Origin of the sequence: Kitasatospora sp. NPDC101157 (genome assembly GCF_044768255.1) — a bacterium.
Classification (GTDB): Bacteria; Actinomycetota; Actinomycetes; order Streptomycetales; family Streptomycetaceae; genus Kitasatospora.
Genome location: NZ_JBIWPL010000008.1, coordinates 171,168 through 186,863, shown reverse-complemented (window position 1 = coordinate 186,863; position 15,696 = coordinate 171,168). Strand labels below are relative to the sequence as shown.

The 15,696-nt window shown below is 73.4% G+C and carries 12 protein-coding genes; 9 read left to right on the top strand and 3 right to left on the bottom strand.

All coding sequences use genetic code 11. The annotated features are described in order from the left end of the window. Positions 1-27 precede the first annotated feature (27 nt). Complete coding sequence (locus tag ACIRVF_RS19580; protein ID WP_402818928.1) at positions 28-1,656, top strand: M4 family metallopeptidase; 1,629 nt, start codon at positions 28-30, stop codon at positions 1,654-1,656. A gap of 238 nt (positions 1,657-1,894) precedes the next feature. Here the strand turns inward: ACIRVF_RS19580 and ACIRVF_RS19575 are convergent, their stop codons facing one another. After that, positions 1,895-2,206, bottom strand: coding sequence for a DUF3817 domain-containing protein (locus tag ACIRVF_RS19575; RefSeq protein ID WP_402818925.1), 312 nt, complete (start codon positions 2,204-2,206; stop codon positions 1,895-1,897). A 249-nt stretch (positions 2,207-2,455) separates the two neighbouring features. Between ACIRVF_RS19575 and ACIRVF_RS19570 the strand changes: the two genes are divergently transcribed. The 5 genes from ACIRVF_RS19570 to ACIRVF_RS19550 all read left to right on the top strand — a co-directional run bounded on the left by ACIRVF_RS19570 (position 2,456) and on the right by ACIRVF_RS19550 (position 6,217). Next, positions 2,456-3,259 carry a DUF2127 domain-containing protein gene (locus ACIRVF_RS19570; RefSeq protein ID WP_402818922.1) on the top strand — a complete coding sequence of 268 codons (804 nt, stop codon included), beginning with the start codon at positions 2,456-2,458 and terminating at the stop codon, positions 3,257-3,259. Positions 3,260-3,339: 80 nt separating this feature from the next. Then, positions 3,340-3,978, top strand: a complete 639-nt coding sequence (locus tag ACIRVF_RS19565) for an AIM24 family protein (RefSeq protein ID WP_402818919.1) — start codon at positions 3,340-3,342, stop codon at positions 3,976-3,978. Next, a complete protein-coding gene (locus tag ACIRVF_RS19560) occupies positions 3,978-4,628 on the top strand; it encodes an AIM24 family protein (RefSeq protein ID WP_402818917.1) in 651 nt (216 codons plus the stop codon). Before ACIRVF_RS19565 ends, ACIRVF_RS19560 begins: the two co-directional genes overlap by 1 nt. Positions 4,629-4,861: 233 nt before the next feature. Next, positions 4,862-5,662: an AIM24 family protein gene (locus tag ACIRVF_RS19555; RefSeq protein ID WP_402819155.1), complete on the top strand. Its 801-nt coding sequence runs from the start codon at positions 4,862-4,864 to the stop codon at positions 5,660-5,662. 39 nt (positions 5,663-5,701) lie between these two features. Then, positions 5,702-6,217, top strand: a complete 516-nt coding sequence (locus ACIRVF_RS19550) for a MarR family winged helix-turn-helix transcriptional regulator (protein ID WP_402818914.1) — start codon at positions 5,702-5,704, stop codon at positions 6,215-6,217. Between the two features lie 60 nt (positions 6,218-6,277). Here ACIRVF_RS19550 and meaB read toward each other — a convergent pair whose 3' ends face one another. Together meaB and ACIRVF_RS19540 are read right to left on the bottom strand one after the other, a co-directional pair. Then, positions 6,278-7,234, bottom strand: a complete 957-nt coding sequence (meaB, locus tag ACIRVF_RS19545) for a methylmalonyl Co-A mutase-associated GTPase MeaB (RefSeq protein ID WP_402818911.1) — start codon at positions 7,232-7,234, stop codon at positions 6,278-6,280. 96 nt (positions 7,235-7,330) lie between these two features. Then, on the bottom strand, positions 7,331-8,524 hold the full coding sequence (locus tag ACIRVF_RS19540; protein ID WP_402818908.1) for an acetyl-CoA C-acetyltransferase: 1,194 nt from the start codon (positions 8,522-8,524) through the stop codon (positions 7,331-7,333). A gap of 275 nt (positions 8,525-8,799) precedes the next feature. Between ACIRVF_RS19540 and mce the strand changes: the two genes are divergently transcribed. The 3 genes from mce to ACIRVF_RS19525 all read left to right on the top strand — a co-directional run bounded on the left by mce (position 8,800) and on the right by ACIRVF_RS19525 (position 15,599). After that, positions 8,800-9,243, top strand: a complete 444-nt coding sequence (gene mce, locus ACIRVF_RS19535; RefSeq protein WP_402819152.1) for a methylmalonyl-CoA epimerase — start codon at positions 8,800-8,802, stop codon at positions 9,241-9,243. 482 nt (positions 9,244-9,725) lie between these two features. Next, a complete protein-coding gene (locus ACIRVF_RS19530; protein ID WP_402818905.1) occupies positions 9,726-14,552 on the top strand; it encodes a hypothetical protein in 4,827 nt (1,608 codons plus the stop codon). Between the two features lie 117 nt (positions 14,553-14,669). Then, positions 14,670-15,599, top strand: a complete 930-nt coding sequence (locus tag ACIRVF_RS19525; protein WP_313765567.1) for a cellulose-binding protein — start codon at positions 14,670-14,672, stop codon at positions 15,597-15,599. Positions 15,600-15,696 lie beyond the last annotated feature (97 nt).

The following is a 15,696-nucleotide window of genomic DNA, read 5'->3' as shown; positions in this document are numbered from 1 at the left end:
CACGCGGTTTCCCGGAAGGACTCGTCCGTGAAGCGAAAGCTCGCCGCAGTCGCCGTACTCTCCGCCACCGCCCTGCTGACCGGCGTCGTCCAGGGCGTCGCCGCCCAGGCCGACCCCGCGCCGCACGCCCGGGGCGCCCAGCAGCACGCCGACCTGATCGCCCAGGCGAACGGTCAGGCCACCAAGGTGGCGCACGCCCTCGCGCTGGGCGGCCAGGAGCAACTGGTGGCCAAGGACGTCGTGGTGGACGCCGACGGCACCCGCCACCTCCGCTACGAGCGCACCTTCGCCGGACTCCCGGTCCTGGGCGGCGACCTGGTGGTGCACCAGAAGGCGGACGGCACGACCACCGCCGTGGACAAGGCGATCGGCGCCCGGCTCGCGCTGCCCAGCCTCACCCCGAAGATCCCCGCGGACCGGGCCGCCGCCCAGGCGACCGGCGCCGTGCAGTCCACCATCGGCATCGCCGACGACGAGGACGAGGCCCCGCTGAGCGAGGTCCGGCAGACCGGCACCGCCGCCCTGGTGGTCTGGGCGGCCGACGGCAACCCGCGCCTGGCGTACCGCACCACCGTCGAGGGCCTGCGCGCCGACGGCACCCCGAGCAGCCAGCTGCTGGTCACCGACGCGGCCACCGGCCAGGTGCTCTCCACCCACGAGCAGGTGCAGACCGCCTCCGGCACCGGCAAGGGCGTCTTCGTCGGCACCGTCCCGCTGACCACCACCCAGAGCGGCACCTCGTACCAGCTGAAGGACGCCACCCGCGGCGGCCAGGCCACCTACAACCTGAAGAACAAGACCTCCGGCAGCGGCACCCTGTTCGCCAACAGCACCAACAGCTTCGGCAACGGCCTGGTCTCCAACCAGGAGTCCGCCGCCGTGGACGCCCAGTACGGCGCCGCCGCCACCTGGGACTTCTACAAGAACACCTTCGGCCGCAACGGCATCAAGAACGACGGCGTCGGCGCCGTCAGCCGGGTCCACTACGGCACCAACTACGTCAACGCGTTCTGGAGCGACAGCTGCTTCTGCATGACGTACGGCGACGGCGCCAGCAACACCCACCCGCTCACCGCGCTGGACGTGGCCGGCCACGAGATGAGCCACGGCGTCACCTCCGCCACCGCGGGCCTCAACTACTCCGGCGAGTCCGGCGGCCTCAACGAGGCCACCTCGGACATCTTCGGCACCATGGTCGAGTGGTACGCCAACCTGGCCTCCGACAAGCCGGACTACCTCATCGGCGAGCAGATCAACATCAACGGTGACGGCAAGCCGCTGCGCTACATGGACCAGCCGTCCAAGGACGGCCGCTCGGCCGACTACTGGTCCTCCTCGGTCGGCGGCCTGGACGTCCACTACTCCTCGGGCGTGGCCAACCACTTCTTCTACCTGCTCGCCGAGGGCAGCGGCGCCAAGACGATCAACGGTGTGAGCTACAACAGCCCGACGTACAACGGCTCGACCCTCGCCGGGATAGGCCGGGACAAGGCGGCCGCGATCTGGTACCGCGCGCTGACCACCTACTTCACCTCCACCACCAACTACGCGGCGGCCCGCACCGGCACGCTGAAGGCCGCGGCCGACCTGTACGGCGCCACCAGCGCCGAGTACGCAGCCGTCGCCGCGACCTGGACCGCCGTCAACGTCAAGTGACGCACGGCGCACGGTGAGCAGGACGCCCGGGGCCTCGTCGGAGGGCAGGCCCCGGGCGTCCGTCCGTGCCCGCGCCGACGACTCCCGGCCAATCCCCCGGGACGCCCTGTTCTTCGGCGGCAGGTGTTGTCATGCTTCTGACCAACCCCCGATCCACTCCCGGCGAGAAACGGCGACAGGCTGGCGCGGCCCTTTGGGAGAGGAGGCCGCGGCAGCCTGTCGACCGTCCGCCGGCAGGTCAGGCGGTGGCGGGCCGCAGCTCCCCGCGCTCCTCGCGGCCGAGCATCCGCTCGGCGACGAAACCACCGAACGGCAGCACCGAGAGCACGAACAGCAGGACCCCGCGCTTGGGGTCCCACTTCTGCGTCTGCCAGGCCTGGATCCAGAAGACCACGTACAGGATGAACAGGATCCCGTGGACCATGCCCATCACCGGCACGGCGTCGAAGGACGTGGTCCGCTTCAGCACCGAGCAGATCAGCAGCAGGATGAAGGAGATCCCCTCGGGGGCGGAGACCAGGCGCAAGCGGTGGACGGCGCTGCTGTTCACGTTGGATACCTCAATACGGGGGTCGGAGGCGGCGGGCGCGCTTGTGAAGCGACTCACAAGCCTTCCGGCCATTATCACCGAGCACATGTCCGAGTCCCGGACCGGGGGTGGCCACCGTGCCGGATGTCACAGCCCCGCGCCAGAACCGCGAGGGGTGCGGCAGCGCGCCGCCCGTACCCCCTATCCTGCTGCCCGCGCGCCCACCGGAACCGGGCGCCACCGGCACCGCACACGGGGGGTAGTCACCACATGTTCAAGCGCGACTGGGACCGCAGGACCTGCGCCAAGCGCGGCCACATCACCTACGCGCCGACCGAGCCCGAGCTGGCCTCCCGGCTGCACGCCGCCACCGCCGTCGGCGACGCCTGGCGCTGCCTGCGCTGCGGCGACTTCTCGCTCGGCGCCCCGCACGGCTCCGGCCCGGCGGCGGACGCCCCGCTGGTGCCGCGCGGCAAGGCGCTGCGGGACCTGTTCATCCTGCGCTTCCTGGCCGTCGAGCGGGTGCTGCGCGGCGTGATCATCATCCTGATGGCCTGGGGCGTCTGGAAGTTCTCCAACAGCCAGGAGGCCGTGCAGCGGATCTTCGAGCAGGACCTCACGGTCTTCAAGCCGGTCACCGACCACTTCCACTGGGACCTCGACCACGCCCCGATCGTGGAGACGATCCGCAAGACCTTCGGCTACCAGAAGAAGACCCTGCTGATCGTCGCGGGCGCGATGATCGCCTACGCGCTGATCGAGATCGTCGAGGCGGTCGGCCTCTGGCTGGGCCGGCGCTGGGCCGAGTACCTGACCGTGGTCGCCACCGCCGCCTTCCTCCCGCTGGAGGGCTACGAGCTGCACGAGCACGTCAGCGCGGTGAAGATCTGCACCCTGCTGCTGAACATCGCCGCAGTGCTCTGGATCATGCTCTCCAAGCGGCTGTTCGGCCTGCGCGGCGGCGTGGTGGCCTTCGAGGCGGAGCGCCACTCGGCCTCGCTGCTGGAGGTCGAGGAGGCGGCCGGAGCCGTCCCCGCCCACGGCCGCGGCCACGGGGCGCACGCACGTTCCTGACCCGAACGATTGTCCCGGGTCCGTACCGGTTGGGCCCCGCCCCCTCGCCCGGCCGCCCCGGCGGAAGCTAGATTGCGGCCGTGGCACAGTTCAGACTCCAGGGATCGCGGGTGCTCGCCGTCGAGTTGGGCGGCGACGCCGTCAAGGCCCGGCACGGCTCGATGGTCGCCTACACCGGCCAGATGACTTTCAAGAAGCTGACCGGTGGAGGGGACGGCCTGCGCGGCATGGTCGCCCGCAGGCTCACCGGCGAACGGATGACGGTCATGGAGGTGAAGGGGCAGGGCACCTGCTACTTCGCCGACAAGGCCACCGAGATCAACCTGGTCCGCCTCGACGGGGAGACGCTCTACGTCGAGGCGGACAACCTGCTGTGCACCGAGGCGGGCCTGCACACCGGCACCAGCTTCACCGGGCTGAACGGTGTCTCCTCGGGCAACGGCCTCTTCACCACCAAGGTGGAGGGCCACGGCTGGGCCGCCGTCACCTCGAACGGCCCGGCCGTCATCCTGCGGGTCGGCAAGGACATGCCGCTGCGGGTCGACCCCGGCGCGTACATCGCGCACACCGGCAGCCTCCACCGCAGCCTCAAGTCGGGTGCGGGCTGGACGACGGTGATCGGCGAGGGCGGCGGCGAGGCCGTCCAGGTCGAGTTCACCGGCGAGGGCCTGGTGTACGTCCAGCCCTCGGAGAAGGTCACCCTCGGGGGTGACGTCTGATGGGCTTCAGCCGGATCAACGGGAAGATGGTCGAGGCCCAGGTGGTGCCCGGCCAGCGGCTGTTCAGCCAGCGCGGGGCGATGCTCGGGTACACCGGCGACGTCCGCTTCACCCCGAACATCACCGGCGGCCAGGGCGGCGTGATGTCGATGATCGGCCGCCGGGTCGCCAACGAGGACACCCCGCTGATGACCGTCGAGGGCCAGGGGCGGGTGATGTTCGGCCACGGCGGCCACCACGTCCACGTGGTCGACCTCACCGGCGACACCCTGTTCGTCGAGGCGGACCGGCTGCTCGTCTTCGAGGGCACTCTGCGGCAGTCCACCGTGTTCCTCGGCTCGCAGGGCGGGGTGATGGGCATGGTCCGCGGCCAGGTCAGCGGGCAGGGCCTGTTCACCACCCGACTGGAGGGCCACGGCTCGGTCGCGGTGATGGCCCACGGCGGCGTCTTCGAACTGCCGATCACCCCGGGCCAGTCGGTGCACGTCGACCCGCAGGCGTACGTGGCCCACCGCGGCGAGGTGCGCAACAAGCTGTCCACGGCGATCGGTTGGCGCGAGATGATCGGCCGCGGCTCGGGCGAGGCGTTCCAGCTGGAGCTGTCCGGGCAGGGCACGGTGTACGTCCAGGCGAGCGAGGAGAAGCTCTGATGTCCTACCCTCCGCAGCCGCCGCAGCCGCCGTACGGGCAGTCCCCGTACGGGCAGTCGCCGCACGACCAGCCGACCCAGCCGGGCTTCGCGGTGCCGCCGGTGCCGCCGAACCACGGCCGCTCCGCGGTCTACCCGCCGCCCCCTCCCCCGCCGCCCGGCCACCAGCCGCAGGCTCCGGCCCAGCCCCAACAGGCCTACGCCCAGGAGCAGTTCGACGGCCGGCAGGCCCCGCTGCCGAGCACCCACGGCGGCGAGGGCCCGGTCGTGTACGACGCGTACACCCTGCCGGCCAACGACAACGTCAACCCGTACGCCTTCGCCGTCGACCTGAACGGTTCGTACTTCCTGCAGAAGGGCAAGATGGTCGCCTACTACGGCGACATCACCTTCCGCGGCGTCGGCGCCGGGATGATCGACCGGGTGCTCGGGCAGCACTTCAACTCCCCGCTGCACGCGGCGGACTGGGTGGTCGCTCAGGGCAGCGGCAAGCTGCTGCTGGCCGACCGCGCCTACGACCTCAACTCCTACGACCTGGACGACGGCAACCTGACGGTCCGCTCCGGCAACCTGCTCGCCTTCGACCCGACGCTGCGGCTCAAGCAGTCGATCATCCCGGGGTTCCTGACCCTGATCGGCACCGGCCGCTTCGTCGCCGCCTCCAACGGGCCGGTGCACTTCGTGGAGCCGCCGGTCCGGGTGGACCCGCAGGCCCTGGTCGGCTGGGCGGACTGTCCGGCGCCGTGCCACCACTACGACCACGACTACCTGCACGGGGTGGTCGGCGGTCTACGGCGGCTGACCGGCATCGGCGGGGCCTCCGGCGAGGAGCACCAGTTCGAGTTCATCGGCGCCGGGCAGGTGCTGGTGCAGTCGAGCGAGCAGCTGATGGCCGAGCGTTCGGTGGGCCGGGTGGACGCCGAGGCGGGCGTCCCGGGAGCCGGGGTGCCGCCCCAGCCGGGCCACGGCGGCAACCACCCCAACGCGCCGGGCCTCGGTAATCTGGGCGAACTCGGGCGGCGTTTCGGCCTGTAAACTTGTACAAGATTGAACTAAATCCGCTATGCTGGACCCATGGATACGCACACGATCGACACTGCGGACACCCCTGAGCCGCGGCCCGAGGAGGAGACTCCCTGGCTGACCGCCAGGGAGCAGCGGATGTGGCGCGCCCATCTTGAGGTCGCCAAGCTGCTCGAATACCAGCTCAGCCGCGAACTCCAGCCCCACAACCTGGCGATCAACGACTACGAGATCCTGGTCGTGCTCTCCGAGGCGCCCGACCACCGGATGCGGATGACCGACCTGGCGACCGCCACCCTGCAGTCGAAGAGCCGGCTCTCCCACCAGATCACCCGCATGGAGAACGCCGGCCTGGTCCTGCGCCAGGAGTGCCCCGGCGACCGCCGCGGCCTCTACGCCCACCTCACCGAGCAGGGCTGGGAAACCATGCAGCGGGTCGCGCCCGACCACGTCCGCAGCGTCCGGGCCCACTTCATCGACCGCTTCACCCCGGAACAGCTCGACGCCATCTACGAGGCCCTCGCCCCCGTCGCCGAGCACCTGCGCGGCCTCCGCGGCCGCTCGTAGCCTTCGGCTCACGCCGCGCAGGAAGTCGGCCGGGCCGACTTCCTGCGCGAGCCGCCGGGCTCAGCCCGTGGTCAGGCCGGCGACGAGTTCGTCGGCGGCGCCGTAGGGGTCGAGGGTGCCGGTGGCCACGCGTTCGGCGAGGCCGGCCAGCAGACGGTCGCCGGAGAGGTCCCCGATCCGGGCGCGCAGCTCGGCCAGGGCGATGGCCTCGATCTCCTGGGCCGCCCGGCGGCGGCGGCGCGCGGCCAGTTCGCCGTGCTCCTCCAGCCAGGCGCGGTGCTTCTCCAGCGCCTCCACCACCTCCTCCACGCCCTCGCCGCGCGCCGCGACGGTCTTGACGATCGGCGGGCGCCAGTCCCCCGCCTCGCGGGCCTCGCCGAGGCCCAGCATGTGGTTGAGCTCCCGGGCGGTGGCGTCGGCGCCGTCCCGGTCGGCCTTGTTGACCACGAAGACGTCGCCGATCTCCAGGATGCCCGCCTTCGCGGCCTGGATGCCGTCGCCCATCCCGGGGGCCAGCAGCACCACCGCGGTGTCGGCCTGGGCGGCGACCTCGACCTCGGACTGGCCCACGCCCACCGTCTCGACCAGGATCACCTCGCACCCGGCCGCGTCCAGTACCCGCAGCGCCTGGGGGGCCGCCCAGGACAGCCCGCCGAGGTGCCCGCGGGTGGCCATCGAGCGGATGAACACCTCGGGGTCGGTCGCGTGGTCCTGCATCCGGACCCGGTCGCCCAGCAGCGCCCCGCCGGAGAACGGCGAGGACGGGTCGACGGCGAGCACCCCGACCCGCTTGCCGAGCCGCCGGTAGGCGGAGACCAGCGCCGAGGTGGAGGTGGACTTGCCGACCCCGGGCGAGCCGGTCAGGCCCACCGTGTAGGCCTGCCCGGTGTACGGCGCGAGCGCGGCCATCGCCTCCCGCAGCTGCGGAGCGGCGTTCTCGACGAGCGTGATCAGCCGGGCGACCGCCCGCGGCCGGCCCTCCCGGGCCTGCTCGACCAGCGTGGCGACATCGATCATCAGGGTCTCCTTGCGCAGATGCCGAAAGGGGCCTGAAAGGCCCAAAGGGCTGCGGACCACTTGTGGCGGTCCGCAGCCCCGAGGTCAGAGCGTCGATCAGGCCTTCGGCACGCGCACGATCAGCGCGTCGCCCTGGCCGCCGCCGCCGCACAGGGCGGCCGCGCCGACCCCGCCGCCGCGGCGCTGCAGCTCCAGCGCGAGGGTGAGCACCACGCGGGCGCCGGACATGCCGATCGGGTGGCCGAGCGCGATCGCGCCGCCGTTGACGTTGACGATGTCGGAGGAGACGCCCAGGTCCTTCATCGACTGGTGGGCGACGGCCGCGAAGGCCTCGTTGATCTCGATCAGGTCGAGGTCGGAGACCTCCAGGCCCTCCTTGGCCAGCGCGTGCCTGATCGCGTTGGACGGCTGCGACTGGAGCGAGTTGTCCGGGCCGGCCACGTTGCCGTGCGCGCCGATCTCGGCGATCCAGGTGAGGCCCAGCTCCTCGGCCTTGGCCTTGCTCATCACGACCACGGCGGCGGCGCCGTCGGAGATCTGCGAGGAGGTGCCGGCGGTGATCGTGCCGTCCTTGGTGAAGGCCGGGCGCAGCTTGGCGAGGCCCTCGACGGTGGTGTCGGCGCGGATGCCCTCGTCCTGGGTGAACAGCACCGGCTCGCCCTTGCGCTGCGGGATGGCGACCGGGACGATCTCGGCGTCGAAGACGCCGTCGGCCTGCGCCTTGGCGGCCCGCTGGTGGGAGGCGGCGGCGATCTCGTCCTGGACCTCGCGCGGGATGCCCAGGCGGGTGTTGTGCTTCTCGGTGGACTCGCCCATCGGGATGTTCTCGTAGGCGTCGGTCAGGCCGTCGTACGCCATGGCGTCGAGCACCTCGACCGCGCCGTACTTGTAGCCCTCGCGGGACTTCGGCAGCAGGTGCGGCGCGTTGGTCATCGACTCCTGGCCGCCGGCCACCACGATGTCGAACTCGCCGGCCCGGATCAGCTGGTCGGCCAGCGCGATGGCGTCCAGGCCGGAGAGACAGACCTTGTTGATGGTCAGCGCCGGGACGTTCATCGGGATGCCGGCCTTGACGGCGGCCTGGCGGGCCGGGATCTGGCCGGCGCCGGCCTGCAGCACCTGGCCCATGATCACGTACTGGACCTGCTCCCCCGTGATCCCGGCCCGCTCCAGCGCGCCCTTGATCGCGAAGCCGCCGAGGTCGGCACCGGAGAAGCCCTTGAGGGAGCCGAGCAGGCGACCCATCGGGGTCCGCGCACCGGCAACGATCACAGAGGTGGTGTTGGTCATGGGACGGGCCCCTTCGCACGTCGTGGCCAGGTGAGGATGCGCTCAGGGTACTGACCCGTTTTCCGCCCGTCACCGGAGCGACGGTGTGATCGAGCGCACTGGCACCATCCAGTCAACACCGTGTCAACGCGGTCCGGGTGAACGTCCGGCTGGAAGACCGCGCGCGGTTCCCGGGCGATCCGCGTGTGAGCAGGCTCGCACGTCCGGCACTGGCGCGGGCCGAGGACCATACGCTGCACTGGGTGCCACTTCCCGTCCACGCCCTGGAGGCCGCCGTGCTGACCCGTATCGACCACATCGGCATCGCCTGTCGAGACCTCGACAAGACGGTCGAGTTCTACCGCGCCACCTACGGCTTCGAGGTGTTCCACAGCGAGGTCAACGAGGAGCAGGGCGTCCGCGAGGCGATGCTCCGGATCAACGGGACGGACGACGGCGGCGCCTCGTACCTCCAGCTGCTGGAGCCGACCCGGCCGGACTCCACCGTCGCCAAGTGGCTGGAGAAGAACGGCGAGGGCGTGCACCACATCGCCTTCGGCACCGCCGACGTGGACGGCGACTCCGAGGCCATCCGCGGCAAGGGCGTCCGGGTCCTCTACGACGAGCCGCGGATCGGCTCGATGGGCTCGCGGATCACCTTCCTGCACCCCAAGGACTGCGGCGGGGTGCTGACCGAGCTGGTCACGTCCGCCCGGCCCACCGAGCACGAAGGGCACTGAGGCCGCCGGAACCCCCCGTGACCGGGTCCCGACCCTAGCGACCCGTCAGTAACCTGGTCCGGCAGCCGGAAAACCCCCACGCGGCCATTCCCCCGCAGTGCGCTCCCACTACAATGCCCAGGTGCGCGACGAATCCGGGGGACGGAGGCGACGGGCACGGCCGATGACAGGCCTGTCCGCCCTCCGGTGGTCGGCCCGTCGCAGGGGAGTCCAGTACGCGGGCACGGCTGAACAGTCGCAAGACGGATCTGTCACCATTCTCCACAGGCAAGAGTTCGCCCAGGAGTCCACCCGGACGAGGGAACGCGGAACCCCCGCGCTCCCGCGGCCAGGACTCCGACGACCGCGGCGGACGCCCCCGGCTTGGCAGGGGGACGTCCGGTGGCCGCGGATGCAAGGACCAGTCGGACCGGCACCCCGGACAAGGGCGCCCCGGACCGGCCGGGTCGAGGACGCGACCAGGAGATGGATGGGACCGCGGAGTGCGGGGCAACGACCGCTACGAGGTTGACGATCACCTCTCCCAGTTCGAGGCCGAGATGGGTCGGACTCGGAAGGAGCGGGACAAGGCAGTCGAGCATGCCGAGGACCTCGCCTACCAGGTGGAGGTGCTCCGGGCCAAGCTGCACGAGTCCCGGCGCATGCTCGCCCAGCCGCGCGCCTTCGACGCCGTCTCCGGCCAGGCGGAGCAGATGCTCCGCACCGCCGAGATGCAGGCCCAGCAGATGCGCGCGGACGCCGAGCGCCAGCTGCGCGACTCCCAGGCCGCCACCCAGCGGATCATGGCCGAGGCCGCCGAGCGCACCGCCCGGCTGGAGGCCGAGCTCACCGCCCGCCGCCGCCAGCTGGAGGAGGAGCTCACCGAGCTTCGCCGCTCCGCCGAGCAGCACGTCAACGGCTGGGCCGAACAGACCCGGACCGGCTCCGAGCAGGAGGCCCAGCGCCTGCTGCAGGAGGCCCGCGCCGAGGCCGAGCGGATGGTCGCCGCGGCGCGCGCCGAGGCGGCCGCCCTCTCCGACCACGCCCGCGCCCAGACCGCCGCCGACGTGGACGCGGCCCGGGGCGAGGCCCAGGCCGCCGCCGAGGCCGCCCTGCAGAAGGCCCAGAGCGACGCCGAGCGCCTGCTGCGCGCCGCCTCCGAGCACGCCCAGCAGGCCGGTGCCCAGGCCGCCGCCGACGTGGACGCCGCCCGCGGCCAGGCCCAGCAGGAGCTGGCCGCCGCCCACGCCGCCGCCGAGCAGCAGCTGGCCGCCGCGCAGGCCGAGATCGGCCGGCTCAAGGAGCAGGCCGCCGCCGAGCAGATCCGCGCCGAGCAGCAGCTCGATGCCGCGAAGGCCGAGATAGAGCGACTGCGCGCCGAGGCGATCGCCGAGGCCGAGCGCACCCGCCAGGAGGCCGCCGAGCTGCGCGCCCAGGCCGAGCAGGCCGCCGAGCAGCTCCAGGCCGACGCCGAGGCCGCCGCCGAGCGCAAGGTCGCCGACGGCGTGGCCGCCACCGAGCAGCGTTCGCAGACCGCCCGTGCCGAGATCGCCCGACTGGTCGCCCAGGCCACCAAGGAGTCCGAGGCGATCCGCGCCGAGGCCGAAGCGGTCCGGGCCGAGGCCGCCACCCGGCAGGCCGAGGCGGACGCCGCCAAGGCCGCCGCCGCCGAGGAGAGCGAGCGGCTGCGGGCCACCGCCGAGTCGGTCGCCGCCCAGCTGAAGGCCGAGGCCGAGGCCGCGATCGCCGAGCTGCGCGCCCAGGCCGAGCGGGATGTGGCCGAGCTGCGGGCGCAGGCCGAGGCCGACTCCCAGCGGCTGCGCGGCGAGGCCGAGGAGGCGGGCCGGGCGGCCGGTGCCAAGGACGCCACCGTCCACCTCGCCAAGGCCGCCAAGACCGCCGAGGAGGTGCTCGGCCGGGCCAACCAGGACGCCGAGACGGCGCGCGCCGAGGCCGCCGCGGAGGCCGAGCGGATCCGCGCCGAGGCGCGGGCCGAGGCCCAGCGGCTGCGCGAGCAGGCCCAGGCCGCCGTCGAGCAGGCCCAGAACGCCGCCCTGGACGACGCTGCCGCGATCCGCGAGCGGATCGAGCAGATGCAGGACGAGGCGGCCCGGCTGCGGGCCGAGGCCGAGGAACTGCGCGCCCAGGCCGCCGCCGAGGCCGACCGGTCCCGCAGCGAGGCGCGCCGCCAGGCCGTCCTGCAGATCGAGGAGTCGGCGAAGAACGCCGAGGAGCTGCTCACCAAGGCCAAGTCCGACGCGGACGAACTGCGCGCGGGCGCGGCCGGCGAGATCGAGCGGCTGCGCGAGCAGGCCCAGGAGCAGGCCGCCGAAACCCAGGGCCGGGCCGAGCAGACCCTCGCCCGGGCCCGGGCCGAGGCCGAGAAGATCACCGCCGCGGCCGAGCAGCAGGGCCAGGACGCCCTGGCCGCCGCCCGGGCCGCGGCCGCCGAGAACCGGACCGCCGCAGAGCGCGAGACCTCCGAACTCCGGCGCGAAGCCGCCGAGTTCGACCAGCGGGTGCGGTCCGAGGCGAGCGCCGCCGCGCAGGCCCTGACCGCCGAGGCCCAGGCCGAGGCGACGGCCGTCCGGGAGGCCGCCGTCGCCGACGCCGAGCGGGTGCGCACCGAGGCCGACACCGAGGCCGCCCGTACCCGGGCCGAGGCCGAGGCCGCCGCGAACGCGCTGCGCGAGGAGAGCCGGCGCGAGCGCGAGGAGGCCGCCGCCGGGCTGCGGCGCGAGCGCGAGGAGACCGCCGAGCAGCTGGCCGGCGCCCAAACCGCCCGCGAGCAGGCCGAGCGGGCCGCCGCCGAGCTCATCGAGCGCACCGCCGAGGAGAGTGCCGAGGTCCGCGCCGCCGCCGACCGGTACGCCGCCGAGCAGCGCGCCGAGGCCGAACAGGCCGCCGCCGAACTGCGCGCCCTCGCCCAGCAGGAGACCACCCAGCAGCGCGAGAACGCCGAGGCCTACGCCGACCGCGTCCGCACCGAGGCCGAACAGCACGCCGTCGAGCTCACCGAGCGCACCGCCGCCGAGACGACCGAGCTGCGCGAGGCGACGGACCGGTACGCCGCCGAACTGCGCGCCCTCGCCCAGCAGGAGACCACCCAGCAGCGCGAGAACGCCGAGACGTACGCCGACCGCGTCCGCACCGAGGCCGAACAGCACGCCGTCGAGCTGCGGGCCGAGGTCGAGCGGCACGCCACCGAGGTGCGCGCCGAGGTCGAGCAGTACGCCGTCGACCGCCGTGCCGAGGCCGACGAGCTGCTGGAGCAGGCCGCGGCCGCCGCCGAGCAGCGCCGGGCGGAGGCCGCGCAGGACGCCAAGGCGACCCGCGAGAAGGCCGCCGCCGAGCTGACGCTGGCCAACGAGCAGGCCGAGACCGTACGGGCCGAGGCCGGCCGGGAGCTGTCCGAGGCCCGTGCCACCGCCGACGGCATCCGCGCCGAGGCCGCCGCCGTCCTGGAGCAGGCGCGGGCCGACGGCGAGGACGTGGTCGCCGCGGCCAGGGCCGAGGGCGCCGAGCTGGTCGCCGCCGCCGAGGAGGAGGCCGCCGAGGTCCGCCAGTCGGTGGCCGGCCTGCACGAGGCCGCCGCCGAGCAGATCGCCGCACTGCGCGCCACCGCCGAGCAGGAGGCCGCGGACACCCGCGAGCGGGCCGAGCGGGACGCCGCCGAGACCCGCGCCCTCGCCGACCGCGAGACCGCGGAGCAGCGCGAACTCGCCGAACGCGAGACGACCGAGCAGCGCGAGGCCGCGGACCGGTACGCCGCCGAGGTGCGCGACCTGGCCGACCGGGAGACCGCCGAGCAGCGCGAGGCGGCCGAGCGGTACAGCACCGAACAGCGCGAGGCCGCCGACCGCTACAGCGCCGACCTGCGCGCCCGGACCGAGGCCGAGACCGCCGCCCTGCGCGAGCAGACCGAGCTGGAGCTCACCGCCGAGCGGGAGGCCGCCGAGGCCGAGCTCGGCCGTCAGCGCGCCGAGGCCCAGGCCTACGACGAGCAGCTGCGCGCCGACGCCGAGGCCGAGCTGCGCGCCGCCCGGGAGGCGGCCGAGCAGCTGCGCGCGGAGGCCGAGGCCCAGGCCGCCCGTACGGTGGCCGACGCCGAGGCCCAGGGCGCCCGGACCGTCGCCGACGCCGAGGAGCTGGCCGCCGGGCTGCGCGCCGAGGCCGAGGAGTACGCCCTCGCCACCCGCACCCTGGCCGACGAGTACGACGCCGCCACCCGCTCCCGCGCCGACGCCTACGACGCGGAGACCCGGGAGGCCGCCGAGCAGTTCGACAAGGCCACCAGGGACCGGGCCAAGGCCGTCCTGGAGAAGGCCTTCGCGGACGCCGAGGCGCTCGGCGAGGACGCCCAGACCACCGCGCTGGCCACCACCGCCGCCGCCGAGGAACAGGCGGACGCGATGGTCGCCGCCGCCCGTAAGGAGGCCGACCGGCTGGTCGCGGCCGGCGAGGCCGCCGGCCAGGCCGCGGTCGAGAAGGGCCGCTCCGACGCGGACGCCCTGCTCGCCGAGGCCCGCCGGGACGCCACCGCGATCCGCGAGCGCGCCGAGGAGCTGCGCGAGCGCACCGACGCCGAGGTGGAGGCGCTGCACGAGCGGGCCCGCAAGGAGAACGCGGCGGCGATGAAGTCGGCCGGCGAGCGGGTGGACGCGCTGGTGACGGCCGCTCAGGAGCAGCTGACGGAGGCCGAGGAGCAGGCGGTCGCCACCGTCGCCGAGGCCGAGGACCGGGCCGCCGCCCTGGTCGCCGCCGCCGAGGAGCGGGCCTCCGAGCTCACCTCGGAGGCCTCCGCGGAGGCCAGCAAGGTCCGGCTGTCCGCCGTCCGCAAGGCCGAGGGCCTGCTCAAGGAGGCGGAGACCAAGCTCGCCAACTCCACCGACCGCGCCGAGGCGCTGATCGAGAAGGCCGAGGCCAAGCTGGCGTCGGCCGAGGCCGAGGCCGAGGAGCGGCTCGACAACGCGGCGACCGAGGCGGAGAGGCGGCTGAACGAGGCGGACCGCACCGCGGACGAGCAGATCGAGCTGGCGAAGGCGGAGGCCGAGCGGCTGATCGCCGAGGCGAAGGCCGAAGCCGAGCGGGTCACCGACGAGGGCCGGCGGGAGCTGGACGAGCTGGTGCGCCGCCGCAAGGACATCAACACCGAGATCTCCAGGGTCCAGGACGTGCTGTCGGCGCTGGAGGCGTTCGAGGCACCGTCACCGGTCGCCCAGGCCAACGGGGGAAGCAACACCAAGAAGGACGGGGGTGCCAAGGCCGGTGCCGGAGTTGGCTCTCCCCGGTCGGGTGGCAATCGCTCCAAGAACGCACCACCCGATTGAGCGGACATTGGCGGTCATTGTCCGTGAGGAAACGGCATTTCGCCGTCGACACTCCGGTACCGTGTCAGGATTCCCTCAACCACCTCAGCGGTTTGACGACAGGAAGCCCAGAGTCCCATGAGCGACAGTCACTCCCCTCACGGCTTCGACCTGGTGCGCCGTGGGTACGAGCGCGCCCAGGTCGACGAGCGGATCACCAAGCTGGTGGCCGACCGTGACAGTGCCTTGACCCGGATCAGCGCGCTGGAGAAGCGCATCGAGGAGCTCCACCTGGAGACCCAGACCGCCCAGGCGGCGGTCGCCGAGCAGGAGCCCTCCTACGCCGGTCTCGGCGCCCGGGTCGAGAAGATCCTGCGACTGGCCGAGGAGGAGGCCAAGGACCTGCGCGACGAGGCGCACCGCGCCTCCGAGCAGCACCGCGAGCTGGCCGAGGCCGCCGCCCAGCAGGTCCGGACGGAGGCCGAGAACTACGCCAAGGACCGCAAGGCCAAGGCCGAGGACGAGGGCCTGCGGATCGTCGACAAGGCGAAGAGCGACGCCGCCCAGCTGCGCGCCGAGGCCAACAAGGACGCCCAGAACAAGCGCGAGGAGGCGGACGCCCTCTTCGAGGAGACCCGCACCAAGGCCGCCCAGGCCGCGCTGGAGTTCGAGACCAACCTGGCCAAGCGCCGGGAGCAGTCGGAGCGCGACCTGGCCGCCCGTCAGGCCAAGGCCGAGAAGCGCCTCGCCGAGATCGAGCACCGGGCCGAGCAGCTGCGCCTGGAGGCCGAGAAGCTGCGCACCGACGCCGAGCGCCGGGCCCGCCAGACCGTCGAGACGGCCCAGCGCCAGTCCGAGGACATCGTGGCGGACGCCAACGCCAAGGCGGACCGCATCCGCAGCGAGTCCGAGCGCGAGCTCGCGGCGCTGACCAACCGTCGTGACAGCATCAACGCCCAGCTGACCAACGTCCGCGAGATGCTGGCGACGCTGACCGGCGCGGCCGTCGCCGCCGCCTCGCTGCCGAACGACGACACCATGGGCGTGCCCGCCCAGCAGTCGCGCTGACGCAGCCGCCGACACGGCCCGCGACAGGCCCTCACCCTCTCGGGTGAGGGCCTGTCGGCCGTCTCCCCGTCACCACCTCGGGCAGGTTTTCCGGGGC

What these genes read in the sequence shown, in the direction of transcription:
- ACIRVF_RS19540 (WP_402818908.1), bottom strand. Translation starts at nt 8,524, where the DNA reads ATGACCAACACCACCTCTGTGATCGTTGCCGGTGCGCGGACCCCGATG.
- ACIRVF_RS19560 (WP_402818917.1), top strand. Translation starts at nt 3,978, where the DNA reads ATGGGCTTCAGCCGGATCAACGGGAAGATGGTCGAGGCCCAGGTGGTG.
- meaB (WP_402818911.1), bottom strand. Translation starts at nt 7,234, where the DNA reads ATGATCGATGTCGCCACGCTGGTCGAGCAGGCCCGGGAGGGCCGGCCG.
- ACIRVF_RS19550 (WP_402818914.1), top strand. Translation starts at nt 5,702, where the DNA reads ATGGATACGCACACGATCGACACTGCGGACACCCCTGAGCCGCGGCCC.
- ACIRVF_RS19525 (WP_313765567.1), top strand. Translation starts at nt 14,670, where the DNA reads ATGAGCGACAGTCACTCCCCTCACGGCTTCGACCTGGTGCGCCGTGGG.
- ACIRVF_RS19570 (WP_402818922.1), top strand. Translation starts at nt 2,456, where the DNA reads ATGTTCAAGCGCGACTGGGACCGCAGGACCTGCGCCAAGCGCGGCCAC.